Below are 25,116 nucleotides of genomic sequence, written 5' to 3' on the forward strand. Positions count from 1 at the left end.
AATTAACCGACCAGTATATATAATTAATAGTGGAGGAAAAAAGGAAGGTGGGTTTTTTATGAAAAAGCACCCGTTACATATGTTAGGGAGGCTTGTAGCAGGGAAAAATACGCAATGGATCACTTTATCGGTATGGATTCTTATTACATTATTACTTTCATTTACGTTACCACAAGTAAACAGTACGAAAGAACCGAACCCGAAAAATTTACCCGAAACAGCTATGTCGCAGCAAGCGGAAGCACTTATGAAAAAAGAGTTTCCGAATAATGCGGGGAATCCGTTGTTAGTAGTATGGTATAGAGATGGTGGATTACAGTCACAAGATTATAAACTCATACAAGACGTTTATAAAGAGTTAAAAGCTAGTCCTTTAAAGGAACAATCAACGTTACCACCATTTGATACAATCCCGGAACAAGTATTATCAAAAAGTGCTTCAAAAGACGGTACATCATTTGTTACACCGGTATTTTTTAACAAGTCGGCTGGAACAGATATATTAAAAGGAAATCTTGAAGATTTAAGAAACATAGTGAATAGTAAAGTCGATGAAGATCCATTCAAACGAAAAATTAGTGACGCTGGTTTACATGTTCGATTATCTGGACCTGTAGGCATTCAAACGGATGCAGTTAGCTTATTTAGTCAAGCTGATGTAAAACTGTTAGTTGCTACTGTATTACTTGTATTGGTTTTATTAATCTTATTGTACCGCTCACCAATATTAGCGATTTTACCTTTACTTGTTGTTGGTTTTGCATACGGCATTATTAGTCCTACACTTGGATTTTTAGCTGATCACGGATGGATTAAAGTCGATGCCCAAGCGATATCAATTATGACAGTACTATTGTTTGGTGCTGGAACGGATTATTGTCTATTTTTAATTTCGAGATATCGGGAGTACTTGTTAGAAGAAGAAAACAAATATAAGGCGCTGCAACTTGCAATTAAAGCTTCTGGCGGGGCCATAATAATGAGTGCGTTAACAGTTGTACTTGGATTAGGAATATTATTACTTGCTCATTATGGTGCCTTCCATCGATTTGCAGTACCATTTAGTGTTGCTGTATTTATTATGGGAATCGCTGCTTTAACAATTTTACCAGCGTTATTATTAATTTTCGGTAGAGCTGCATTCTTCCCGTTTGTACCGAGAACAACTTCGATGAATGAGGAATTAGCAAGAAGGAAAAAGAAAGTAGTAAAAGTTAAAAAATCAAAAGGTGCCTTTAGTAAAAAACTTGGAGATGTTGTAGTACGTAGACCGTGGACAATCATTATGCTTACTGTATTTGTATTAGGGGGATTGGCATCATTTGTACCACGTATTCAATACACGTATGACTTATTAGAATCGTTTCCTAAAGATATGCCTTCACGCGAAGGGTTTACGTTAATTAGTGATCATTTTTCAGCTGGTGAACTAGCGCCAGTAAAAGTTGTTGTTGACACGAAAGGAAAAGAGCTTCCTATTAAACAAGAACTAGAGAAATTTTCTTTCGTAAAAACAGTGAAAGACCCAAAAGAGGGGAAAGAAAATAAGCAAATTAAAATGTATGAGGTTTCTTTAGCTGAAAATCCATACTCAATTGAAGCATTAGATCAAATCCCTAAATTGAAAACTCGTGTAGAAAAAGTATTAAAAGACGCTGGAGTTAGTAATGCAGAAGATCAACTATGGATTGGCGGAGAAACGGCTTCATTATATGATACAAAGCAAATTACAGAACGTGATGAAGCGGTTATTATTCCAGTAATGATTAGTATTATAGCTTTATTATTACTTGTTTACTTACGATCAATTGTCGCGATGATTTATTTAATTGTAACTGTTGTTTTATCATTTTTCTCTGCATTAGGAGCCGGATGGATATTACTTCACTTCGGTATGGGGGCACCGGCTATTCAAGGTGCAATACCGTTATACGCATTTGTATTTCTAGTTGCTTTAGGTGAAGATTATAATATCTTTATGGTTTCAGAAATATGGAAAAACAGAAAGACACAAAATCATTTGGATGCAGTAAAAAATGGTGTTATACAAACAGGTAGTGTCATTACATCTGCAGGTTTAATTTTAGCCGGAACTTTTGCTGTATTAGGAACACTTCCAATTCAAGTGCTCGTTCAATTTGGTATTGTAACAGCAATTGGTGTATTACTAGATACGTTTATTGTAAGACCACTACTTGTACCGGCAATCACAGTCGTTTTAGGCCGCTTTGCTTTTTGGCCAGGAAAACTTTCAAGGAAGAGTGAAGAGATACAAAAAGTGGATGCGTAGTTGAAAAAGCCAAGGATATTTTCCTTGGCTTTTTTCAATGTAATTAATTTTTTGAAGTCAAATCATCAGATGCAGCATGATCAGCATCTTCAATATCGGTTTCTGGCATTCCATATAACCCGTTCATTGCTTGTTCTTCGATAGTAAGATTGGCAGTATTATTATTTTGAATAGGTGTAGTGTTTTCGATAACATTTTCTTTTTTATTTATATTTTTGTTATTCATGTATGAATCCTCCAAATTTTATTTGATTTATTTATAGTATGTGGATGGATTTCCAGAAATATGTGAATTGATTCTTATAGATGTAATATAATTAAATAAACAATTAGGGTGAAATGTAAACTGTTAGGAGTGAACAATTATGGTGAAAGCAAGGAAATTAGCCTCCTAAAATAAAAAGAAAATTTTAGGAGGCTATTAAAATGAAGTTTCATGTAATTGATAGAGAAAATTGGAATAGAGAGCAGTATTTTGAGCATTATTTAAAGTTGAAATGTACATTTAGTATGACTGTTAATGTTGATATCACGATGTTATTAGAGGAAGTATATCAAAAGGGAATAAAATTTTATCCCGTTTTTATATACTTAGTTTCTAAAGTAGTAAATAATCATAAAGAATTTCGAACATCTTTTAATGATGAAGGAGCTTTAGGCTATTGGGAGGAAATGATACCGAGTTATACAATCTTTCATAAAGATGATAAGTCTTTTTCAAGTATATGGACGGATTATTCAAGTGATTTTCGCATTTTCTATAAAAATTATGAAAAAGATATGAGATGTTATGCTAGTGTTCATGGTCTTTTCACGAAAGAAAATATTCCGCCTAATGTATTTCCGATTTCAAGTATACCTTGGACTAGTTTTACTGGATTTAATCTTAATATTAATAATGATGGTGATTTTTTATTACCGATTATAACTTGTGGGAAATATTTTAATGAAGAAAATAAGATTATGCTACCAGTTTCATTGCAAGTACATCATTCGGTTTGTGATGGATATCATGCAAGTCGATTTATAGAGGATTTACAGGAGTTAAGTAATAGTTGTAACGAGTGGCTGAAATAAAAACTAATTTTAAATTATATACAAGTGAAAATAAATAATAGAAGAGATCATGTTTATATTGCATGGTCTCTTTTTTATTCATCTAAAGAACAGTGGAAAATATAGGTTGATTTGTAGTTTAATAATAAGTAGAGTGATTAATTTTAATTTTCTTTATTTTATAACTGTATTGTTTACAAAAATATTATCTTGTAATAATAAAGGGGAAAACAAAAATGGCAATAATATCTATAGAAAAAGCTACAATTTTAGATGCTGAAAAATTAACAGAAATAATGACAAGAACATTTGATGAAGAAGCAGAACGATGGTTATGTGGTCAAGGTGATGTTATTGACTATAACATCCAACCACCAGGGTATTCTTCAGTAGAAATGATGAGATATTCAATCGAAGAATTGGATTCTTATAAAGTAATAATGGATGAAAAAATAATCGGGGGAATTATAGTTACGATCTCAGGTAAGTCATATGGCCGGATTGATCGTATTTTTGTAGAGCCTGTTTATCAAGGGAAAGGAATTGGATCAAATGTTATTAAATTAATAGAAGCGGAATATCCAAGCATAAGGATTTGGGATCTCGAAACATCGAGTAGACAAATTAATAATCACCATTTTTATAAAAAGATGGGTTACCAAACAATTTTTGAATCAGAAGATGAGTATTGTTACGTGAAAAGAATAGGGACGAGCTCAAACAAAGAAAGTGTATTTAAAAATGAAGACATGAAAAATAGCCAATACGAAAACTGCAACTTGGAAAATACAGAGTATTATCAAGTAAATTTAAAAAATAGTTCATTTGTTGGCAGCAATATAAGGAATATGAATATGAGCAATTGTAATGTAAGTCAATCCAAGTTTAGAAATATTAATTTTAGAAGTTCTTCATATGCAGATTTAAATCTTTCTGGCAGTAAATTTAGTTTGGTGATTTTAGGTGGAGTTCAATTTAAAGATACAAGTCTTGGAGAAAATAAATATCCTATTTCATTTAATAGATGTGATTTAGAAGGGAGTACGATAAGTAGTAGTAATCTAAAAAATATGGAAATAGAAAATTGTGATATAGCCGGTATGAAAGTAAATGGTATTCCAATGGAAAAGCTGCTTGCGTTATATAATAAAGTAAAAAGTTAACCGGTTAATGTAGATAAGTTTGTTCGTAAAGCTAATATTATGCCGAAATAATTATATAAAAATAACATAAAGAAATAAAGGAGAGAAGGGGTTTCATGCGGGAGGCTAGAATGAATATATGTATTGTTAAGAATATGGAGGGAAGAAAATATGACGATCAAAGTAAGAGCAGTAGAAATACAAGATGCCAGAGCGATTCACCGTATATGCATACAAGATGACGTTTTACCTTATATGATTTTCTTACCTAGCATGCGTGTAGATGCGATGGAAAATAGAATTCGAAATTTAGCACCAAATCAATTTGAATTTGTCGCAGAGTATGATGGGGAAGTTGTAGGATTTGTTGGGTTAACCCAAAGTCCTGGACGTAGATCTCATTCGGGTGATTTGTTTATCGGGGTAGATAGTGAATATCATAATAAAGGCATTGGAAAAGCTCTTCTTACAAAAATGCTTGATTTGGCTGATAATTGGTTAATGTTAGAGAGAGTAGAACTAGGTGTTTTAGAAACGAATCCTAAAGCGAAAACTCTATATGAAAAATTCGGATTTGTAGAAGAGGGAGTAAAGATAGGAAATTTGAAAGCTCACGGAAAGTTTATTAATGAAATTATGATGAGTCGTTTTAGACCTGATGGTTTAATTGTACATAATGGATAGTGAAAGCATGACAGTATAATGTCATGCTTTTTTATTAGAATTTGGTTGTAATAAAAATAATGCAAGACCAATAAAAATAACTGTAATGCCTAGTCCTTGTTGTAAAGAAATAGTCTCATTTAATATAAAGTACGCTAGTATACAAGTCCCAATTGTTTCTCCTAAAATGCTCATGGAGATTACAGTAGCACTCATCCATTTTAATAACCAATTAAAAATCGTTTGCCCTAAAATCGTAGCAATAAACGCCAAACCAATAAAGCATAGCCAAGTTTGTGTAGAGTAATGGATAAGAGATTCGTGTTTCATATAAGCAAATATACCAAGAAAACAGGCGCTACTTCCATAACTAATGAGCGAATACGGTATAAGTGACAAATCTTTACGAACATATTGGCTAATGAAAAAGTATGCGGTAATAATTCCTGCCGCAATAAATGCTAAAATATCTCCGTATAAGGCTTCCACGCTAATTTGGAAATCTTGCCAGCCAATGATGATACTTCCTGAAATAGCAATGAGACAACCGATAATCGCGCCTCTCGTAAACCTTTCCTTGAATAAAAAATAACCACCAATCATTGAGAATAAAGGTTGTAACGTTACGATAACAGTAGAGCTTGCTACAGAAGTATATTGTAACGATTCAAACCATAGTACATAATGTGCAGCTAAAAATAGCCCAGAAATGAATCCGAATCCCCATTGTCTTCTTGTTATTGTTTTTAGTTCGTTTCGATTGTTTCGATTAAAAAGTAATAATGGCAACAGAATTAATGCAGCGAAAAATAATCGATAAAAAGCAATGATAGTTGCAGGAGCATCTGCCAATTTTACAAAAATCGCTGAAGTTGATAAGGCGAATACACCGAAAAATAAGATGCAATATGAAAGAATAGGTGATTTCAAAGTTTGTCCCTCCGATAGATTGTCTATTATAATGAACTAAATACGATAAAATGTACAAAGGTAAGTATATAAGTCTCGGAGACGATAGAAAAGGATTATTTGCCTTTGTTTAGTAAGTCAACACAAAAGCGATGAAATATATATTATGATGGAAGAAGGAAGGATTTACTATGATACATGATAGGCTTGGACAAACTGTATTAAGTTATCGTAAGAAAAATAAGATGACAATTCGCGAATTTGCGGATTATGCAGGAATTAGTACTTCATTAATTAGTCAAATTGAACGAGGACATGCGAATCCCTCGTTAAGTGTATTGGAATTAATAGCGAAAGCGTTAAATGTACCGCTATTTACACTATTTATTAATGAGATTGATACAGATTCACTCATTTCTAAGAAGAAAGATAGAAAGAAAGTATATCGAGAAAATAGCGATCACATAGTTTACGATGTATTAACACCAGATTTTATGAAAGCGCGTATTGAAATGTTAATGATGGACCTAAATAAACAAGCAAATACAACGGAAAATCACTATTCACATGAAGATAAAGAAGAAATTGCTGTTGTTATGAAAGGAGAAGTTTATGTGGAGTTAGAAGGCAAAGAGTACTTCTTAGAAGAAGGAGATGTTGTACGTATCCCGCCAAATGTGAAACATCGTTTTTTGAATAAGAGTGATGAATCCAATCATATTTTATTTGTATTGACGCCATCTTTAGGATGAGTATAAAGTGATTTTTTTACGGGGGATAGAAAGATGGAAAATAAAACTGTTTTAAAAGGTGGCTTGTCAATTGATTGGGATTTTGGACATGTTTTTAAATTCTCATATAGTTACTTTGATCATATTAGGAGGGCTCCAAAATATAAAGATATAACTTTAGAGAAATTCCGATTTGTTATGAATACGTAATGAAGCCTAATGGTCTGTATTAAGGTACAAAAATATAAATTTATTTGTTGTTAGTATATTATTTTAAAATATGTAAGATTTTACATGAGTATTTTACTTTTACTAATTATGTAAATAGGCTATACTAAAATACATACATTTTAGTATTGGAGAGAGAAGTAAAACGACATGGAATTAGTGAAATTGGAAAAAGTAATTGAAATAAAGAAAGAAGAACTTTTATATTTAGTATCAGATTACGGAATTCAACATGAAAAAGTATTGGCATTAAGTCAAGAAATAGACAAACTGATTAATTACTTTATGTTTTTAAAATAGGAAGAACTATGACATGATGTGAAAATGTTATAGTTCTTTTTTATTTGGAAATTCAGATGTATATTCTATATACTAATAATAGATGGAATATTCTGTTTTAGAGGAGGCGGATACATGATATTACATACGTACATTTCAGGAGAAGGGGAACCAATCGTACTTTTACATTCTGGTGGTATGACAGGTTTAGTAGAATATGAAGAGCAGGTAGCATTTTTTCGAGAACAAAATTATCAAGTCATTCGCCCTGATTTAAGAGGGCATGGAAAATCAGGGGGGACATTGGAGAATTATTTCCTACGTTCTGCAAAGGATTTATATGATACGTTAGAGCATCTACAAATTGATAGATGTCATATAGCGGGTGTTTCACTAGGGGGATTAATCGCTTTATTATTTGCAAAAAAGTATCCAGAGAAAGTGAGAACATTAACTTTTTCAGGAATCTTTCCGGTTAAGAGGGATAATTGGGAAGAGTCTCTGGAGTATGAAGCGAAGTGTCACGAGCAATTGATGAAAAATGAAGAAGTTATAACGTATATGAATCAAATTCATGAAAAAAGTGATTGGAAAGCATTGCTTGAATCGTGGCAAGTTAAAGATTGGTATCCTTTCGATGAAACTGGTGATGTAGCGAATCTTCAAATACCTACACTCTGTATTGCTGGGGGAGATTCAGAAGATGAAGTTACAGCTGTTACAACGTTCAAACAATTAAACGGAAATATTCATATTGCCGTTATTCCGTTTGCCGGTCATTTAGTACATAATGATCAACCAAAAATTTATTCGGATATATTGTCTAATTTCTTACAGAATGCGCAAGTTGCTAGTCGAATATAAGGACTTTTGGGTATAATAATAAAGGAATTATTAATTGTATCGGTTAGGAGCGCAATACATATGAAAACAGTTGTTGTCATCGGTGGAGGTATAACGGGACTTTCTACTATGTTTTATTTAGAAAAATTAAAAAAGGATTATAATATAGATTTAAATTTAATCCTTGTAGAAAAAGAAGAGTACTTAGGTGGGAAAATCCATAGTGTAGAAGAAAAGGATTTTATTATGGAATCCGGAGCAGATTCTATCGTTGCTCGTAATGAACATGTCATGCCGCTTATAAAAGATTTAAATTTAGAAGAAGAAATGGTATATAATGAAACGGGTATTTCTTACATATATTCGGATAATATTTTACATCCAATTCCTTCTGATACTATATTTGGGATACCGATGAGTGCCCGATCGTTGTTTAGCAGTACGCTAGTATCAACGAAAGGGAAAATTGTTGCTTTAAAAGATTTCATAACGAAAAATAAAGAGTTTACAAAAGATACTTCTCTTGCTGTATTTTTAGAAAGCTTTTTAGGAAAAGAGTTAGTAGAAAGACAAATTGCTCCGGTGCTTTCAGGTGTATATTCTGGTAAATTGAATGAGCTTACTATGGCGTCTACACTACCGTATTTACTGGATTATAAAAATAAATATGGAAGTATTATTAAAGGTTTTGAAGAGAATAAAAAGCAGTTTCAATCAGCAGGAAACAAAAAGTTCGTATCATTTAAAGGTGGATTATCTACGATTATTGATCGTTTAGAAGAAGTGCTGACTGAGACGGTTGTTAAGAAGGGTGTTGTAACGACAGCTGTAAGTAAACAAGGTAATCGCTATGAAGTCTCCTTTGCAAATCACGAATCAATCCAAGCTGATTATGTTGTTTTAGCAACTCCGCATGATATCGCAGAAAGTTTATTACAGTCTAATGAGTTAAACGAGCAGTTTCATACATTTAAAAATTCATCACTTATAAGTATTTACTTAGGATTTGACATACTAGATGAACAATTACCAGCGGACGGCACAGGATTTATCGTAACAGAAAACAGTGATTTACATTGTGATGCTTGTACATGGACAAGCCGGAAGTGGAAACATACATCTGGAAACCAAAAGCTATTAGTGAGAATGTTTTATAAGAGTACGAATCCGGTATATGAAACGATTAAAAATTATAATGAAGAAGAACTAGTACGAGTCGCTTTATATGATATTGAAAAGAGTCTCGGAATTAAAGGTGAACCAGAAGTAGTTGAAGTGACAAAATGGAAAGATTTAATGCCGAAATATCATTTAGAACATAATCAAGCAGTTCAAACATTACAAGAAAAAATGACGGATCTATATCCTAATGTATACTTAGCAGGTGCCTCATATTACGGTGTCGGTATTGGTGCGTGTATTGGAAATGGAAAGAACACTGCAAATAAGATAATTGCAACATTAAATGAACCGACAAATTAATATAGCATACATATATAAATAAAATGTCCCTCCAATATAACGGAGGGACATTTTATTTATTTTACTTGAATTGAGATCTTTTTATTCGTTGTATGATTCTCAGTAATCGTTAATGTTATATTACCGGATTCTTTAAATGAATATGATGAGAGTTGATAAAGCTCTTTTATACCATGTTTCTCTTTTAATTTATTGGCAGGAAGTAATGTTATGTTCGGTTTCCATGTTTCCTGTTTACCTGAAGGATAGTTTACTATTATTTCTGGATTATTTAATTGCATTGGTTTCCAAGAGGCAAAATGTAGCTTAACTTCTGTATCTTTTTTTAATAATTCTTCTGAGAAATATCCAAGCTCTCCAACGTTACCGAAAACAGTAAAGTTTTGATTTTGTAATGTGATATCTAAATGTTTAGGTTGATATGTTGCTGCGTGATAGATTCCATATGAAAGAGAAAGAGTAGCGGCGATTAAAATGCTGATTGAAAATGTCTTAAAGCTATTGCCTTTAAAACTAGTCATCATGAATGAGTTTGGAGTGAACTTTTTTGCGAATAAAAATATGAGTAATATGAGTAAGAGGGATAAGCTGATGAATATATACAAAGGAAATTTACACCTCCACAATAAAATAATGTATTGACTATATTTTACCATAAATGTATGGGGTAGGGTGTTGTTTTAGAAGGGAAAAGTGAGTATGGAATAAAGAGATGATCAATGTACTATGATCATCTCTTTATTTTTCGCATCATGTAAATGCAAGAAGGGTTACTCTTAGTTCGTATTGAATTAAGAGGGGAGGCTACTCTTGAAATATTTGATTAATGGGACATTGAGGGCTTTCCTAATTATAAATATGTTTTCTGCTATAATGAATAAGTAGAAAGAAAGGAGTGATCCTATGGCATTTCCTATATTAGAAACAGAACGTTTGCGTTTAGTTGAAATAGAACAATCTTATTGTCAAAAAATATATGAAATCTTTTCATTGGATGAGGTAACGTGTTATTACGGTATGAATTCTTTTACAGAATTTGGACAAGCTTCACGTATGATTGAATCTTTTTCAAAAAATTACTTTGAGAAAAAGGCAATACGATGGGGGATTGTATTAAAAGAAACAAATACTTTAATAGGTACAATTGGATTAAATAATTTACAATTATGGAGTAAACGATCTGAAATTGGATATGACTTACATCCTCGTTATTGGGGGAATGGTTATGCGTCAGAAGCAGCCAGGGAAATTATTCGTTATGGATTTCAAGATTTAGGCTTATTTAGAATTGGTGCTATTACATACCCTGAAAATGTTACTTCTTGTAAAATGTTATGTAAAATAGGTTTTCATAAAGAAGGATTATTACGTGGATATATTCATCAAGGAAATAAGCAACATGATGCATTATTGTATTCTATAGTTCGAACGGATGTTGAAGATTTAAATTTATAATAAAAAACCCCTCTTAAATAAGAGGGGTTAAGTAAAAATTAACCTAACTTAGGTAATAAACGTTCTCCGCTTTTCATGCTACTTTTACATAAAGGGCATTTAGGCTCTTCTTCAAATGAAAAGTTCTTTCTCATCCATCCTAAACAATCCTCTGCTTCACATTCCCAGACAGGGGTTTGTTCTGGTGGTACTTCTGCTACATCGTTCTTTCGATTGCGATACATGTAACCACTCCTTTTATGTAAAAAATTTTAGTTATATATTAAAAAGGTTGTTAACCGTGCTGGTAACAACCTTTTTATTGTTTGAATTATAGCTTTACAACGTTTTTAGCTTGAGGTCCACGGTTACCGTCTTCAACTTCGAAGCTAACTTCTTGACCTTCGTCAAGAGATTTGAAGCCGTCGCCAGTGATAGCTGAGAAGTGAACGAATACGTCGTTGCCACCTTCAACTTCGATGAAACCGAAACCTTTTTCGCTGTTAAACCATTTTACTTTACCTGTTAATGTCATGGTAATGCCTCCTAAAAATTAAAAAGATTACAATATGTTCGGCCTTATTTGAATGAAAAATAAAATTTCACATATTATCAAAAACCCATAAGGAATATAAAATGTTCCTGATTGATACTTGATAATATGCAAAGAAAATATACTGTTAAATTGACCTTAATTACTATCTTACAACAAATGGTGGGAAATAGCAAGTGCTGGTAATACCAGTGTGAAATCGGATGGTAAAAGACACAAAAACATCTCTTTTATTTATATATTATTCCTAATTTTGGTTTATGCAAAATCATGTAAAAAATGGAGTGAAATATTATTAATAGGTCACTTGTGGTAAAATATGGTTGTTAACTGGTGGGAATTAAATATTAATAAAGGAAAAGGAGGAAAGAGAGTGAAAAATAATTCATTTAAAATAATTGAAGCAGCAAAAACAGGGAGAAAAAAAGTCCATCCAATCTTTGCTGTAATATTAGCCATTATATTTTTGACTTTAGGTGAACTATTTATGTTGTTTATGTTATTTTTACCGAAAGTTGAAACAACATTCATGAAAGGGATTTATGATAATATTAGAATGCTGTTAACATTTGGAGGAGCTATACTCATTTTATTTATATGGATTCGTTTTGTAGAAAAAAGGCCATTTTCATCCATTGGTTTTTGGAAAGAGAAATGGATGAGAAAGTATTTAAAAGGTGCATTAATAGGATTTGTATTTATTTCAATACCAGTTATTTTGCTGTTACTAATGGGAAGTGTAAAATTACAAGTACAACATATTACCTCAACAGTAATAGTAGGTATATTAGGATCCTTAGTTGCATTTTTAATACAAGGGGCAACTGAAGAAATTATTGTACGAGGTTGGTTATTCCCGGTTCTTTCTACTAGAGGTCGTATATGGGTTGGAATAATTGTTACTTCTTTTTTATTTGGATTTCTTCATCTCCTTAATCCGGGAATTACAATATTATCTATATCGAATATAATATTAGTTGGAGTATACGCAGCTTTATACGTATTGAAAGAAGATGGTCTATGGGGAATATGTGCATGGCACTCAATTTGGAATTGGGCGCAATATAATGTATATGGTTTCGCCGTTAGTGGTACAAATGTGTATTCCACTCCGATTTTTAAGTCTATAACAAATGGACCAGAAATATTGCATGGAGGCACATTTGGTATTGAAGGCAGTATCATTACAACAATAATGCTCTCCATCGCTTCAATTGTTTTATGGAAACAGTTATGGGGGAGAAAAGCGAAACAAAGAGATTTTAGTTAATGAAAGAGGGAGAAACTATGGGGATTATAGCGTTTGAGGGAGCAAGTGCGGTTGGTAAGAGCACAACGTGTCGTGAGTTAGAAAAGAATTATGGTGCTTATATTATACCTGAAGTGAATTTATTATTTGAAAGACCAAAAAATGAACATAGAACATGGTATTTTGAAAAACAAGTAGAGCGCTGGAAAATAGCAATGCAGAAGTCAGAGCAATATAAATTAGTAATACTTGATGGAGACATTTATCAGCCGCTTAGTTATAATTGGTGTTTCCATTTTGAAATATTTGATCAGCCATTATCTTTAATAGAAAACTTTTATAAAGAAAAGCTGATACATAGGGAAATTGGTTTTCCTGATCAATATTTTTATTTATATACGAATGATGAAGAACTTAGAAAACGGAAAGAATTTGACGAGACAAAAAGAAGAAGAAACTTTGAAAAACATTTACATATATCAAAATCGTTTCAACGTTATTATGAAAATTTAAATGCCATTACAGACGGGTACTGCAAAATAATTGAAGCGAAAAGTGTAAAAACGAATGAACTAGAAATTGTAAATAACTTAAACAGTTTACATGTGTGTGAAGAGAGTCGTTTTGATGTTTCGAGATTAGATGCGATTACGAAGTGGTTAAAAGAAAATCGCGCATAAAAAGAACGAGTACCTTATAAGGTACTCGTTCTTTTTATGCATATTGAATATGTAAGTTCGTTTCATAAATTGTTTTTAAAATTTGTAAGTTTGCTTGTTCATTTTTATGAATAGCATTTTTATATTTAGGTAAGAAAAGTTGAGAAGGATAAACTGGGAGTTCACCACAAATATCAATACCATAAATAGATTTATTCATAATTAGAGAATGAATAAATTGTAAAAGTCTAGATAATTTCATGTGCCCTTGATCCCAATTGGTAATAGTAACTTTTGGATCTAAAACATCTTTATCAATGCTTACATATATTGTTTCTGTATGAATATGTGAAAGTATTGTATGTATGGATACTTCATGTGATATATCAATTGGAAAAATTTCTACGTATGGACAATCATTAGAATGAATTGTAAGAGAAGAAGGCCCAATAATGATTACCTTCTTTAAATTATCATTATTTCGAAGAGAAAATGATACCCAAGATCCACAGGAAATAAGAGTCTGTTCATTCGCTCCCTGTAAGTTCATATCAGTATGATGATCAAATAGTATAAGGGTAAAAGGCTTGTTTATTTCTTCTAATAATAAATGAGATACATAATGATAATTTCCAGAACCTATAAAAGTAATTCCTTTATTCTTTCTGCGATTTAATGCTCTTTTTATATGCATTAAAGAAGTGTTTTCGCAATATAGATTTGCGTGTTCTAAATGAGTAAAATCAATATCTTCATGTGAATAAGAATGTAGTTTATTTTGTAATAAATACGTATCATCAAAGTTTAAAAAAGTTAAACCGTTATGCAATAAACTCATATTTATTCATCTCCTTTAAATATAAGGCTATCATTTATTTTTATAAAATTAAAATGAAATGCTTTGAGTGGAATTAGTATTTAGAAAAGATAGTGTTTTTGACAGAATAATCTTTCAATTTTTAAAGAAAAGAAATACAATATAAGGAAATATGTATGTACTTCAGGAAATAAAAAATATATAACAAATGGAAATAGCAACAAAGTATAATCTTCATCAGATTTGTCTTGAAATAGGTGATAAGTGGTATTCCAATTTTGATGTAACTGATTATTTTGGTAATGTACCATGTGAAATTATGGATGTAAGAGATTTGAACTTTGAAAAAGCTTCTAAAGCAATTATTTGTACTAAAGGTTCAATAAACAAGGAATTCATTAAAGAATTGCCTGATGAATGCAGGGGAGTCATTACAGATGATGGGACATTGTGTCAAATTATGCATGCAGAAGTTTCAAAATGGAATAGTATTTAATATGTTCTACAGCACTTAAATCGAGACGTATCTGAAGTTATTGCTTTTGGAGATGACTACAATGATATGGAAATGATAGAGAAGTGTGGGATTGGTGTAGCGATGAGCAACGCTATTGAGGAATTAAAGGCAGTCGCTAAAGTTATTGCTAAAAGTAACGATGAGGATGAAGTTGCTACATTTCTAGAAAGTAAAAGTTATGTTTATGTTGACTAGTATGAAAAAATTGTAGTAAGCAGCGAAAAAAGAGATGCTGCATCTGTTTTTGATAAATAGATATTATGAATGAGATATGCGGGAGGAAACGAGCAAGATGAAAACATTCTTTAAAATAATTGGAATTATAGCTGGCATGGCGGTAATCGGAGTAGGTTTAACATATGGTATGCTGTATTATTTGAATAATAGTAAACCAGCTGCGAAAAAGGCATCACCCGCTGCTCCGGCAGCAGAAGTGCTGGCTGATAGTAATGTAAAAGCTGAAGATGCAAAGGTTTTAGAAAATGGCAATCATTCATTACCAAATAGCGGCTTTAATAAAAATTTTAAATGGACAGATGAGAAAATACAGACAGCGTTACATGAAATGGCACATCAAAAAACGAAAGCTGATCAAAAGTGGGGCTATATTTTTATTACACAAGAACGTATTGAAAGTTTACTTGATATTGTAAAGAACAATGATCTAGTACAAGGAAAAATATATGCAGATATTTTAGAGAGATGGAAACAAGGAAAATATGAAAAAATGGATGCGGATCACAATCAGATTTGGAAATTACAAAGCGGGAATTTAGGCGAAGGAACAGGAGTAATGTCAGAAGCGGAACAAAAAGAGTTGATTAATCAGGTGTTTATGCAAAAAGGTACATATTCAGGTAGTAAATTAATTGCAGGTGGGGGACAGACTAATAAATAAGAGATATGTTGAAACACCTTTGTCATCATAATTACAAAGGTGTTTTTGTTGACACAAGAAATAAATGGGAATATGATTCATATATGAAATAAAATAGAGGGGCTTACATATGAATAACAGAGAGCTTTACGGTAATATTCGTGATGTTTATCATTTACTCCAAAAAAATCTAGATAAGGCAATTGAACAATATGATATAAGTTATGTACAATTTGGAGTGATTCAAGTACTCGCAAAATCTGGGAAAGTATCTATGTCAAAGTTAATTGAAAACATGGGATGTGTTCCAAGTAATATGACAACAATGATTCAACGGATGAAGCGAGATGGTTACGTAATGACAGAGAAGAACCCGAATGACCAACGTGAAACGCTCGTTTATTTAACTAAAAAAGGTGAAGAGACGAAAAAGCAAGTAGATGTGCAATATAGTGATTTTTTAAAAGAGAATTGTGGTTGTTTTACGAAAGAAGAAGAAGGACTTTTAGAGGCTTTATTATTAAAGTGGAAGAAGCACTTGAATTAAATATAGTAAAAATGTAACATTCTGTTACATTTTTATTTATATAAATACTTCATATGTGAAATAAAAACTAGTACAGTGAAAATTAAAGAAGGGATAATAATAAATAATTATTTCATATGTGAAATAAAGGGGAGTTATATATGGAGTTAAAGTCAATGATACGTATTTTGGCAATTGTAGCTTTTTTTGTTGGATTAGATTCATTATTAGTGGCACCTTTATTACCAGTAATTACAGAAACAATTAGTATCCCTGATGGGAGTGGAGGGTTATTAATTACTATTTATGCACTTTGTTATGGAATAACTGCACCCGTATTTGGAATGATGTCTGATAGAGTTGGAAGGAAACGTATGATTATAATAGGGTTTATTATTTTTTCTATTTCTACATTTTGTACGGGATTAGCGAAGAATTTTGAAATTCTTTTATTATTTCGCGGTCTAACAGGTTTATCTGGTGCAATGATTATGCCAAGTATTTTTGCATTAGTAGGAGATAAAGTTACATATGAGTCAAGAGGAAAAGCGATGGGAACAATTATGGGAGCAATGATAGGTTCAACAGTCATTGGAGTACCTATAGGCGCATTTTTATCTGAAATAGGAAATTGGCAATGGACATTTTATAGTATAGGACTTTTAACTTTATTTCTGACATTACTAATTAATCACATATTAAGAAATGAAAAAGAGAGAGAGGATGTGCATGTTTCTTTAACGGAAATGGTGGATGCACCATTGAAAATGACTGTAGTAAATATATCAGTTTTATTTGCATTATTAGCAACGTTTCTATGGACAATTGGATTACATGGCATGTTTTCATACATAGGTGTTTATTATGAGAATAATTTTGGAATTTCTGTTGGTAAAATAGGTATAGTAATTTTTTTGGCAGGAGTTGGTAGTGTAGCTGGTAATATTTTAGGTGGAAAATTAGCTGATAAAATAGGAAAGAAGAGTGTTATAGTCATTGCGAGCATTGTATCCTCAATTAGTGTAATGTTATTCTCGCTTTCCACAGAAAATCTAGTAATTGCAATTATTGTACATATTATTTGGAGTTTATTTATTGGATTTGGACAAGCATCATTAACGGCACTAATTTCAGAATTAAAACCAGCTGTGCGAGGGACTGTAATGGCATTAAATAGCTCTGCCATGTATATTGGGATGACTATTGCTTCTGGCGTAGCGTCACTTGCCATAAGTAATGGATTTCCGTTTTTTTCTTTAGGAACAATCTGTGCAATTGCTAGTTTACTTGTCCTTCCAATCATATTTGTTCTAGTTAAAGAAAAAACATCACCTAATAAAAAGAAGATGACTATATAAGTGGTAGTAAAGAAAACGTGGGTTGATATTCTTTAAAGGATTTCAACTCATGTTTTCTTTCATATTATTTTATACTTTCATAACCTTTAATAGTGAAAGAAACGACTGTACTACAGGGGAAATCCATCTAGATTTATGATAGATTACATGGCTTTGAATAACTGTTGGAGTTTCAATAGGCTGAAAACAGAGTTGCTCTTTTTGACAACTTTCTTGTACAACGATGTAAGGAAGAATTGAAATTCCTAATTCACACATGACGGATTGTTTAATGACTTCAACGTTGGAAGTTTCAAATGTTTTAGCTGGAATATTCCCGCTTTGACGTAAAAAACGATCTACCATCGGTCTATAGCCGCAGCTTTGTTCCGTAAAGATAAACTGGGTATCGTTTAGTAAATAAAATGGATTAGAGTGTGTACAGTAATGGGGTGGTAAAATCCATCCAAATGTTTCATTACTAAAAGTACACGTAATAAAATCATTATGTTCTATACTTTCTCCAATTATGAAGACAACGTCTGTTTCTCCTTCATGTAATTTTTGTAATGCTTGTTCATTTGTGTTTGTTTCAAGTACGATATTTACTTTCGGATTTTTCTGTTTGTAAGTACGTAATAATTGTGGTAAACGATATACTGCTAATGATTCGTTTGATGTAATACTCAATGTACCTTCTAATTGATCGGTATTTTGAGGGATTTCTTGCGCTTTTTCATAAATTGCAAGTAATTCTAAAGCATAAGGATGAAATTGATGACCTGCTTTTGTAAGAAGTACTTTTTTTCCTAACCGATCGAAAAGAGGAATATGTAAATCGTTCTCTAATGCTTTCATATGCGCTGTAACTGTAGATTGCACATAACCTAATGCATGAGCAGCTTTAGAAAAACCACCATACTTAACAATCGCACAAAATGTTTTAACGTGTCTCATTTCCATAAACAATCCCTCTTTTATTATCATGATTTGTGAATGATTATATCACGTATTTCAATTTTCCAAATGATTAAATTCCTTATAAAATGAAATTGTAGAAATATTTATTCATTTAACATTGGAGGAGAAAAGATGAGTGAAAAGGGCTATCATGTAGCTGTTGTTGGGGCTACGGGTGCAGTAGGTCAGAAAATTATTGAACTGTTAGAAAAAGAAACAAAGTTTAATATAACTGAAGTTACGTTACTTTCGTCAAAAAGATCGGCTGGTAAGACAGTACAATTTAAAGGGCGAGAGATCATTATACAAGAAGCAAAAATAAATAGCTTTGAAGGGGTAGATATTGCCTTTTTTAGCGCTGGAGGAGAAGTTTCTAGACAATTTGTAAATCAAGCTGTCTCTAGCGGTGCCATCGTAATTGACAACACAAGTGAATATCGAATGGCACGTGATGTACCTCTTGTTGTTCCGGAAGTAAATGCGCACACTTTAAAGGAACATAAAGGGATAATAGCAGTTCCGAATTGTTCAGCATTACAGATGGTAACAGCTCTTCAGCCAATACGAAAAGTATTCGGATTAGAACGAATTATCGTTTCCACTTATCAGGCTGTATCGGGTTCTGGTATTCATGCAATTCAAGAATTAAAAGAACAGGCTAAGTCAATACTTGCAGGTGAAGAAGTGGAGAGTACTATATTACCAGCGAAAAAAGATAAAAAACATTATCCAATTGCATTTAATGTACTTCCTCAAGTAGATATATTCACGGATAATGATTTCACCTTTGAAGAAGTAAAGATGATACAAGAAACGAAGAAAATTTTAGAAGACCCAAACTTGAAAATGGCAGCTACTTGTGTGCGTGTTCCAGTTATATCAGGTCACTCAGAATCGGTTTATATAGAGCTTGAAAAAGAAGCAACTGTTGCAGAAATTAAAGAAGTATTGTTTGATGCACCAGGTGTTATTTTGCAGGATAACCCTAGTGAACAGCTGTATCCAATGCCATTATACGCAGAAGGGAAAATAGATACATTTGTCGGTAGAATTAGAAAAGATCCTGATACACCAAACGGATTCCATCTTTGGATCGTTTCCGATAATTTATTAAAAGGTGCGGCGTGGAACTCGGTGCAAATTGCAGAAACGATGGTGGAAGAGGGAATCATTTAGTATGAAGGAAACTAGGGAACTGTTAAAGATTACAGTTTCCTAGTTTTTATTTTATAACTGTTCGCTTTATTCCAGCCGTATTTGATTTGAAAGACAGTAAAAAACATCAAGAATGAATACAATTTATTTGGTACGATATGGATAAATTCAATAAGGGGGAATTAGATGTATCAAGTAAAGGGGTATTTTTCATCGCTAAAAGGAAGTCATTATGAAATCGGTAAGCAACAAGGGGAATTTGTAAAACAACATCCTTACCTTATTCCGCAATTTATACAGAAAGAAAATGTAATATCGCATCAGCATTGGACAGAATCTAGGAACATATTACATAATTATTGTCCAGGAATTAATGAAGAGATTGAAGGGTTTTGTGAAGTATTAAAAATTTCATCTGAAAATATGATGTATTATTATCAAACACTATTAAAAGCAGGTTGTAGCCATTGTGCTGTTTTACCTAAAAAGACAGATTTAAAGCATACTTATGTATTAAGAAACTATGATTTGTCACCAGTAATAGATGATATGCGTTTTTGTTCGACTCATGTTGAAGGTGCATATGCACATAGTGGCTTTTCTACTCAATATTTTGGCCGAACGGAAGGAGTTAACGAGCATGGATTATCTGTTACATTTTCAGCATGTGGTCAACCGGTTGGAAATATTGCGGGTTTAAGAAAGCCAGCGGTAAGTGGTTTACAATGTTTTGCGGTCATTAGAGTATTATTGGAGAAATGCAAAAATGTGCAGGAGGCTAAGTCACTAATAGAAGAAATACCAATTGCTAGTAATATGAATCTAATAGTAGCCGACCCTGTAGATGCAGTATGTATTGAAATATTTGATGGATATAAATCAATAATCACAATTGTTGAGGAAAGCCAAGATTTTATCGTATCAACAAACCACGCAATTAGTTTACCTATTCAAAAACTGAATAGTAGAAGATTAGAACAATCTACAAACCGATATCACACATTGTATGAACATTTAAATCGAAATGAACAAGTGAGTATAGAGTCTTTAAAAGGATTAGTACAAAAAGAATATCCTGCCGGGCTGACGGTGCATAATTATGAAGAATGGTTTGGAACTTTACATTCCGTATTATTTGATTTGCATGAATGCACAATGAATATTTGTTTCGGGTCTCCACTTTTAAATGACTGGTACTCGTTGGAGGTTGGAGGGAGTCTTCCTTTTTCTGAGGTGAATGTGAACTTTGAAAATAAAACTTATACTGATTTTTGGAGAGAAGAGAATAATAAATTGATTCCAAAAGGGTAAATGGGGTAATATGGTAGCACCGAAGGAGGTTATTTATACTGGAGGGATTACCGATGCTAAACATTTTATTAATGATTGTTTTTATCATTTTTTTAGCCGTTTCCATGTATATTGCGTATCAAAAAAGAAAAAAAGCAGAAATAAAAGGATTGAAGAGTGCATTAACTTCAATTTGTTTCTTTTCACTTGCAATTTTTAATTTGTTCGCATATTGGTTTCAGTTCGGCGGTATGTTGACAGTGCTATTTTCAATCGTATTATTGTTAGTTGGGGCTTATTTTACAAAATATATTCCAATTTCCAAAAAGGTACACTAAAATTTATAGTTAATACTTTATTTCATTATGAAAAGAGATTATTCTACTAGGTCGTTATGAAATGACTTCATAGGATAATCTCTTTTGTTCGTTTAATTTTGTAAAGAATGTACGGTTAGTTTCAATTGTTTAATAAATTCTCGAGTTGCAGCACACATATATTTATCTTTTCTATAAATAAGCCCTATTTCTATTATTGGAGTAGGATTTTCTATTTTAATAGCTTGAATGTTTTTATTTTGTAAAAAGTCTATATACGGTTTTGGTAAAACTGTAATCCCCATGCCTTTTGAAACCATTTGGATTAAAGATTCCATTGTACTAATTTCTAAAATTGGTTTTGGTTTAAAGTTGAATTTTTGACAATGGGATGTAATTAATTCGGTTAAAAAGAAATTTTTAGGTAAAAGAATTAAAGGGTAATTCTGCAATTCAGCAATAGATACATGATTATGTTCAGCTAATTGATGACCAGTTGGTACGACTATTATAAGTTCACTTTTGTAGAGAGGGATAGAAATAATTTCTTTATCTTGCACCGGTAGAAATGTAATGCCAATATTTAGTTCGTTTTGTAATAATTTTTCACGAATATCTCCTGTGCGAAGTCCTAATACAGAAAGTTCTATATTGGGATATAAATTATTAAAATTTAAAATAGCTGGTGGTAGTAAGTAATTTACGACGGTTAATAATGATCCAATTGTTAAGGAACCTTGTTGTAATCCGTTTAAATCTTGAATAGCAGAACGGGCTTGTTCAACTTCATGAAAAATTGTTTTACTATGTAATAATAAAATCCTCCCAGCTTCGGTTAAAGATATTTTTTTACCAATTCGATCGAAAAGGGGCATTCCAACTTCATGCTCTAATGCACGTATTTGTTGACTTAGTGAAGGCTGTGAAATATTTAATTTCTCAGCTGCTTTTGTGAAATGTAATTCTTTTGAAACAGCTAAAAAGTATTCAAGTTGTCGTAATTCGATTGGAATCACCTCAAGTATAATAATAGGATATACCTATCATTATTATATAAATAATTGAATTGAACAATGATTTTAGAGGTTTTATAATCATCTTTATATAACAGAGAGGATTGTAAAAATTAACCGAGAGAAAATACATGTAACACCTTTAAAGGAGGAAATAGAATGGCTAATGAATATCAATTATTATCTTTAAATATAGGATTACCAAAAGAGGTTACATACGGCGGAAAAGTAATTCATACAGGCATAAATAAGAAACAAGTAAAGGAACCGGTATATTTATCTTTTGTAAAATTTAATGGGGATGGACAAGCTGACTTAGTTCATCATGGAGGAGTAGATAAAGCAGTTTGTGTTTATACTGGTGATCACTATCCATACTGGGAAAAAGAGTTGAATCAAGATCTTGTATATGGGGCTTTCGGAGAAAATATAACAGTTAGTGATATGCGCGAAGAGGATGTTTGTATTGGTGATACATTTCAAATTGGAGAAGCAATTGTACAAGTAACGCAGCCAAGGCAACCTTGTTTTAAATTAGCTAAGAAATACAATATCCCGAAGTTACCACTATATTTTCAAGAAACAGGATATACAGGATTTTATTTTCGCGTATTAAAAGAAGGATGGGTATCATCAGTCGATACTTTAAAAAGACTACAGTCTGATCCAAAGGGTGTTTCAGTAGCGTTTGCTAACCGTATCATGCACAAGGAAAAGCAAAATATTGAAGGGATAAAAAGGATATTAGAAGTAAATGCACTTTCAAGTAGTTGGAGAAAGTCTTTTGAAAAGCGTATAAGTGGAGAAGAAATTAATACGAAGGAAAGACTTGAAGGGATAAAAGAATAAAAATCTTTTATTATAAATAGTATATTTCTATTAGTAAAAACGAATTAGAAAGCGCTATTTTTATATAATAAACTCATTAATATCCAAAAATCCTAATATTGTTTTATTCGACTTGTTTTCGAATAGTCGAAACATAAAATTAATTAGACTTTTTTTTTATATTTTATGATAGTATATTGATTGGTAAGACCTATTACTTTAAGAGCAGGTTCTACAACTATATCTAATTTGATGGAATTAACATATGGAGGGACAACATGGGGAATGTTGAAAGTTTTGAAAAACTTCTTTTAGAAGAACCGAAAAGAGAGCAGTTATTTCCTTTATTTGAAGAAGTGTTTGGGATTCCAAGTCAAACATTGCATGATTTTTCAGAGAGAGGTTATTGGGATGATACATATAAAGCTTTATCATTTTTACAAGAAGATAAAGCGATTGCAAACGTTGCGGTATTCTCGTTACCATTGCTAGTGAATGGTGAAAGAATAAATGCAGCAGGCATTCAATCGGTAATGACACACCCTAATTTTCGAAGACAAGGACTCATGACGCAATTAATGAGTAAAATGATAGAAGAAATCGATAAGAAATGTGAATGCACATTATTGTTTACGGAAAAACCTGAACTATATACATCATATGGTTTTAAAGTTGTGCAGGAGTATTTGATGACTATTCCATATGATAAAAAGAATAATAATGATTCCTTACTTAGAGAGCTAGATTATTATATGGAAGAGGATAGAAAATTAATACATGAAACTATAGATAGTAGCCAAAGACTTTCAAATAATTTTTCAACATTAAACTTCCATCCTTCGTTTTATTTGAATATGTACAATTCGGAATGGAATGAGAGATTGTATTATTCAGAGAAACTAGATGCTCTAATTGTGTATGAAGTAGATAATGAAAAGTTGAAATTATATGGAGTGTTTGCACCAGTAATTCCAGTTTTAGATGAAATATGTGGGGAGATCGCTGAAAGATTTACAGAAATCGAATTTTACTTCTCTCCAGATCAATTAGGGGTTGAGGATGTACAGTTTACAGAATTACAATCAAGTAAGTATTTAATGGTTCGAAGTAATAGAGAGTTGGATTTGAAAGGTTATAAATTCCCAGTATTAGTAGAATTTTAAATGTGTATATAGATGCTTTATTAAGGAGGAACTATGAAAATATCACATATACCAGAACATATTGAGCAACTTACTATAATGAATGTACCTGAATATTATAAGCTTAATAACAATCATGCGCTTATTGTCCGCTCGAAAGCCGAAACAGATTTTTGGCTTAAAACACATTATGGATTCGAAGTAATGAATGGTCATGTATTTTATACAGAGACGATGACAGACTTTCAAGCTGAAGTTCAATTGCGTATGAATCCAAATTCAAAATTCGATCAAGCTGGTCTTTTTGTTATGGTTTCGGAAAAGTGTTGGCTGAAAACTTCATTAGAATATATTCCAGATGGTCCATCTCATTTAGGAGCTGTCGTAACGAATAATGGATATTCCGATTGGTCCACGCAAGACTTTCCGACAGAATTAGCTAACGAGCAACTGCGTTTTCGAATTGTTCGTAAACGTGGTGATTATACAATATATGTGAAGAAGATCCACCAATGGGAACAAATAAGAATCGCTCATTTGATGGAGGATATAGGAAATAAGCCTATTAAAATAGGTTTTTACACGTGTAGTCCGTCTAAAAATAATGGATTTGAGACTGAGTTTTTAGAGTTTACAACTGAAAAAATATAGATGAAAAACCGTATTCTTTTCATTAGGAATGCGGTTTTTATATGTATATAATAAAAAGCACATTTATTGACCGTAAAGTCATTAATGCTTATCATTTAATAATGTTAAATATTAATTTACATAATATAATAGGAATAAGAAAGAAATTACAAACTACAGCGCTTAAAT

29 protein-coding genes and 1 pseudogene are annotated in these 25,116 nt (G+C 32.0%); 22 read left to right on the forward strand and 8 right to left on the reverse strand.

Annotated features, from left to right (window positions below):
* Positions 1 to 58: 58 nt before the first annotated feature.
* A complete protein-coding gene (locus PDQ40_RS04755; protein WP_073541504.1) occupies positions 59 to 2,290 on the forward strand; it encodes an MMPL family transporter in 2,232 nt (743 codons plus the stop codon).
* 43 nt (positions 2,291 to 2,333) lie between these two features.
* Here the strand turns inward: PDQ40_RS04755 and PDQ40_RS04760 are convergent, their stop codons facing one another.
* A complete protein-coding gene (locus tag PDQ40_RS04760) occupies positions 2,334 to 2,516 on the reverse strand; it encodes a DUF4021 domain-containing protein (protein ID WP_270691257.1) in 183 nt (60 codons plus the stop codon).
* A gap of 200 nt (positions 2,517 to 2,716) precedes the next feature.
* Between PDQ40_RS04760 and catA the strand changes: the two genes are divergently transcribed.
* The 3 genes from catA to PDQ40_RS04775 all read left to right on the forward strand — a co-directional run bounded on the left by catA (position 2,717) and on the right by PDQ40_RS04775 (position 5,172).
* Positions 2,717 to 3,367 carry a type A chloramphenicol O-acetyltransferase gene (gene catA / locus PDQ40_RS04765; RefSeq protein ID WP_000668564.1) on the forward strand — a complete coding sequence of 217 codons (651 nt, stop codon included), beginning with the start codon at positions 2,717 to 2,719 and terminating at the stop codon, positions 3,365 to 3,367.
* Positions 3,368 to 3,582: 215 nt separating this feature from the next.
* Positions 3,583 to 4,509, forward strand: a complete 927-nt coding sequence (locus PDQ40_RS04770; protein ID WP_000974857.1) for a GNAT family N-acetyltransferase — start codon at positions 3,583 to 3,585, stop codon at positions 4,507 to 4,509.
* A 150-nt stretch (positions 4,510 to 4,659) separates the two neighbouring features.
* Positions 4,660 to 5,172: a GNAT family N-acetyltransferase gene (locus PDQ40_RS04775; protein ID WP_000153560.1), complete on the forward strand. Its 513-nt coding sequence runs from the start codon at positions 4,660 to 4,662 to the stop codon at positions 5,170 to 5,172.
* A gap of 21 nt (positions 5,173 to 5,193) precedes the next feature.
* Here PDQ40_RS04775 and PDQ40_RS04780 read toward each other — a convergent pair whose 3' ends face one another.
* Positions 5,194 to 6,081, reverse strand: a complete 888-nt coding sequence (locus PDQ40_RS04780; RefSeq protein ID WP_000841792.1) for a DMT family transporter — start codon at positions 6,079 to 6,081, stop codon at positions 5,194 to 5,196.
* Between the two features lie 170 nt (positions 6,082 to 6,251).
* Here PDQ40_RS04780 and PDQ40_RS04785 point away from each other — a divergent pair, with 170 nt between their 5' ends.
* From PDQ40_RS04785 to PDQ40_RS04805, 5 genes are all read left to right on the forward strand, one after another.
* Complete coding sequence (locus PDQ40_RS04785; RefSeq protein ID WP_000581024.1) at positions 6,252 to 6,812, forward strand: helix-turn-helix domain-containing protein; 561 nt, start codon at positions 6,252 to 6,254, stop codon at positions 6,810 to 6,812.
* A 33-nt stretch (positions 6,813 to 6,845) separates the two neighbouring features.
* Positions 6,846 to 7,001 (forward strand): hypothetical protein, encoded by a 156-nt coding sequence (locus PDQ40_RS04790; RefSeq protein WP_000428945.1) that lies wholly within the window; start codon positions 6,846 to 6,848, stop codon positions 6,999 to 7,001.
* 168 nt (positions 7,002 to 7,169) lie between these two features.
* Positions 7,170 to 7,319, forward strand: a complete 150-nt coding sequence (locus PDQ40_RS04795; protein WP_000424361.1) for an aspartyl-phosphate phosphatase Spo0E family protein — start codon at positions 7,170 to 7,172, stop codon at positions 7,317 to 7,319.
* A 114-nt stretch (positions 7,320 to 7,433) separates the two neighbouring features.
* Entirely contained in the window at positions 7,434 to 8,162 is a 729-nt protein-coding gene (locus tag PDQ40_RS04800; RefSeq protein WP_000600658.1) for an alpha/beta fold hydrolase, read from the forward strand.
* Between the two features lie 60 nt (positions 8,163 to 8,222).
* Entirely contained in the window at positions 8,223 to 9,623 is a 1,401-nt protein-coding gene (locus PDQ40_RS04805; protein ID WP_000860368.1) for a protoporphyrinogen oxidase, read from the forward strand.
* A 56-nt stretch (positions 9,624 to 9,679) separates the two neighbouring features.
* On the opposite strand, the gene PDQ40_RS04810 is transcribed toward PDQ40_RS04805, so the two are convergent.
* Positions 9,680 to 10,228 (reverse strand): hypothetical protein, encoded by a 549-nt coding sequence (locus PDQ40_RS04810; RefSeq protein WP_000275268.1) that lies wholly within the window; start codon positions 10,226 to 10,228, stop codon positions 9,680 to 9,682.
* Between the two features lie 298 nt (positions 10,229 to 10,526).
* Between PDQ40_RS04810 and PDQ40_RS04815 the strand changes: the two genes are divergently transcribed.
* Positions 10,527 to 11,078 (forward strand): GNAT family N-acetyltransferase, encoded by a 552-nt coding sequence (locus PDQ40_RS04815; protein WP_000885380.1) that lies wholly within the window; start codon positions 10,527 to 10,529, stop codon positions 11,076 to 11,078.
* Positions 11,079 to 11,116: 38 nt separating this feature from the next.
* Here PDQ40_RS04815 and PDQ40_RS04820 read toward each other — a convergent pair whose 3' ends face one another.
* Together PDQ40_RS04820 and cspD are read right to left on the reverse strand one after the other, a co-directional pair.
* Positions 11,117 to 11,302: a cold-shock protein gene (locus PDQ40_RS04820; protein WP_000286198.1), complete on the reverse strand. Its 186-nt coding sequence runs from the start codon at positions 11,300 to 11,302 to the stop codon at positions 11,117 to 11,119.
* Positions 11,303 to 11,388: 86 nt separating this feature from the next.
* A complete protein-coding gene (gene cspD, locus PDQ40_RS04825; RefSeq protein ID WP_000176368.1) occupies positions 11,389 to 11,592 on the reverse strand; it encodes a cold-shock protein CspD in 204 nt (67 codons plus the stop codon).
* 391 nt (positions 11,593 to 11,983) lie between these two features.
* On the opposite strand from cspD, the gene PDQ40_RS04830 reads away from it, so the two are divergent.
* Both PDQ40_RS04830 and PDQ40_RS04835 read left to right on the forward strand, forming a co-directional pair.
* Positions 11,984 to 12,880: a CPBP family intramembrane glutamic endopeptidase gene (locus tag PDQ40_RS04830; protein ID WP_000794828.1), complete on the forward strand. Its 897-nt coding sequence runs from the start codon at positions 11,984 to 11,986 to the stop codon at positions 12,878 to 12,880.
* Positions 12,880 to 13,539, forward strand: coding sequence for an AAA family ATPase (locus PDQ40_RS04835; RefSeq protein ID WP_000657887.1), 660 nt, complete (start codon positions 12,880 to 12,882; stop codon positions 13,537 to 13,539). Before PDQ40_RS04830 ends, PDQ40_RS04835 begins: the two co-directional genes overlap by 1 nt.
* Before the next feature lie 34 nt (positions 13,540 to 13,573).
* Here the strand turns inward: PDQ40_RS04835 and PDQ40_RS04840 are convergent, their stop codons facing one another.
* Complete coding sequence (locus tag PDQ40_RS04840; RefSeq protein WP_000054634.1) at positions 13,574 to 14,356, reverse strand: arginase family protein; 783 nt, start codon at positions 14,354 to 14,356, stop codon at positions 13,574 to 13,576.
* 187 nt (positions 14,357 to 14,543) lie between these two features.
* On the opposite strand from PDQ40_RS04840, the pseudogene PDQ40_RS04845 reads away from it, so the two are divergent.
* The 4 genes and pseudogenes from PDQ40_RS04845 to PDQ40_RS04860 form a co-directional block, all read left to right on the forward strand.
* Positions 14,544 to 15,047: pseudogene (locus tag PDQ40_RS04845) on the forward strand (HAD hydrolase family protein); the annotation flags it as partial.
* A 97-nt stretch (positions 15,048 to 15,144) separates the two neighbouring features.
* Positions 15,145 to 15,750 carry a PRK06770 family protein gene (locus PDQ40_RS04850; protein WP_000846580.1) on the forward strand — a complete coding sequence of 202 codons (606 nt, stop codon included), beginning with the start codon at positions 15,145 to 15,147 and terminating at the stop codon, positions 15,748 to 15,750.
* Positions 15,751 to 15,859: 109 nt separating this feature from the next.
* Entirely contained in the window at positions 15,860 to 16,276 is a 417-nt protein-coding gene (locus PDQ40_RS04855) for a MarR family winged helix-turn-helix transcriptional regulator (RefSeq protein ID WP_001065034.1), read from the forward strand.
* 140 nt (positions 16,277 to 16,416) lie between these two features.
* Positions 16,417 to 17,613 carry an MFS transporter gene (locus tag PDQ40_RS04860; RefSeq protein ID WP_000421208.1) on the forward strand — a complete coding sequence of 399 codons (1,197 nt, stop codon included), beginning with the start codon at positions 16,417 to 16,419 and terminating at the stop codon, positions 17,611 to 17,613.
* A gap of 69 nt (positions 17,614 to 17,682) precedes the next feature.
* On the opposite strand, the gene PDQ40_RS04865 is transcribed toward PDQ40_RS04860, so the two are convergent.
* Complete coding sequence (locus PDQ40_RS04865) at positions 17,683 to 18,555, reverse strand: LysR family transcriptional regulator (RefSeq protein ID WP_000425885.1); 873 nt, start codon at positions 18,553 to 18,555, stop codon at positions 17,683 to 17,685.
* Positions 18,556 to 18,684: 129 nt separating this feature from the next.
* Between PDQ40_RS04865 and PDQ40_RS04870 the strand changes: the two genes are divergently transcribed.
* From PDQ40_RS04870 to PDQ40_RS04880, 3 genes are all read left to right on the forward strand, one after another.
* Positions 18,685 to 19,728, forward strand: coding sequence for an aspartate-semialdehyde dehydrogenase (locus PDQ40_RS04870; RefSeq protein ID WP_001290626.1), 1,044 nt, complete (start codon positions 18,685 to 18,687; stop codon positions 19,726 to 19,728).
* A 165-nt stretch (positions 19,729 to 19,893) separates the two neighbouring features.
* Entirely contained in the window at positions 19,894 to 21,018 is a 1,125-nt protein-coding gene (locus tag PDQ40_RS04875) for a C45 family autoproteolytic acyltransferase/hydolase (RefSeq protein WP_000285218.1), read from the forward strand.
* A 53-nt stretch (positions 21,019 to 21,071) separates the two neighbouring features.
* The gene (locus tag PDQ40_RS04880; protein WP_000932119.1) at positions 21,072 to 21,335 is read left to right on the forward strand and encodes a hypothetical protein; all 264 of its coding nucleotides are present in this window, start codon (positions 21,072 to 21,074) and stop codon (positions 21,333 to 21,335) included.
* 92 nt (positions 21,336 to 21,427) lie between these two features.
* Here PDQ40_RS04880 and PDQ40_RS04885 read toward each other — a convergent pair whose 3' ends face one another.
* The gene (locus PDQ40_RS04885) at positions 21,428 to 22,330 is read right to left on the reverse strand and encodes a LysR family transcriptional regulator (RefSeq protein ID WP_000612253.1); all 903 of its coding nucleotides are present in this window, start codon (positions 22,328 to 22,330) and stop codon (positions 21,428 to 21,430) included.
* 156 nt (positions 22,331 to 22,486) lie between these two features.
* Here PDQ40_RS04885 and PDQ40_RS04890 point away from each other — a divergent pair, with 156 nt between their 5' ends.
* From PDQ40_RS04890 to PDQ40_RS04900, 3 genes are all read left to right on the forward strand, one after another.
* Entirely contained in the window at positions 22,487 to 23,176 is a 690-nt protein-coding gene (locus PDQ40_RS04890; RefSeq protein ID WP_073541496.1) for an MOSC domain-containing protein, read from the forward strand.
* Between the two features lie 257 nt (positions 23,177 to 23,433).
* On the forward strand, positions 23,434 to 24,318 hold the full coding sequence (locus PDQ40_RS04895; protein ID WP_270691258.1) for a GNAT family N-acetyltransferase: 885 nt from the start codon (positions 23,434 to 23,436) through the stop codon (positions 24,316 to 24,318).
* A 33-nt stretch (positions 24,319 to 24,351) separates the two neighbouring features.
* On the forward strand, positions 24,352 to 24,948 hold the full coding sequence (locus PDQ40_RS04900) for a DUF1349 domain-containing protein (RefSeq protein WP_000703153.1): 597 nt from the start codon (positions 24,352 to 24,354) through the stop codon (positions 24,946 to 24,948).
* Positions 24,949 to 25,116 lie beyond the last annotated feature (168 nt).

It is taken from the genome of Bacillus cereus group sp. Bc061, assembly GCF_027715825.1.
Lineage (GTDB): Bacteria > Bacillota > Bacilli > Bacillales > Bacillaceae_G > Bacillus_A > Bacillus_A paranthracis.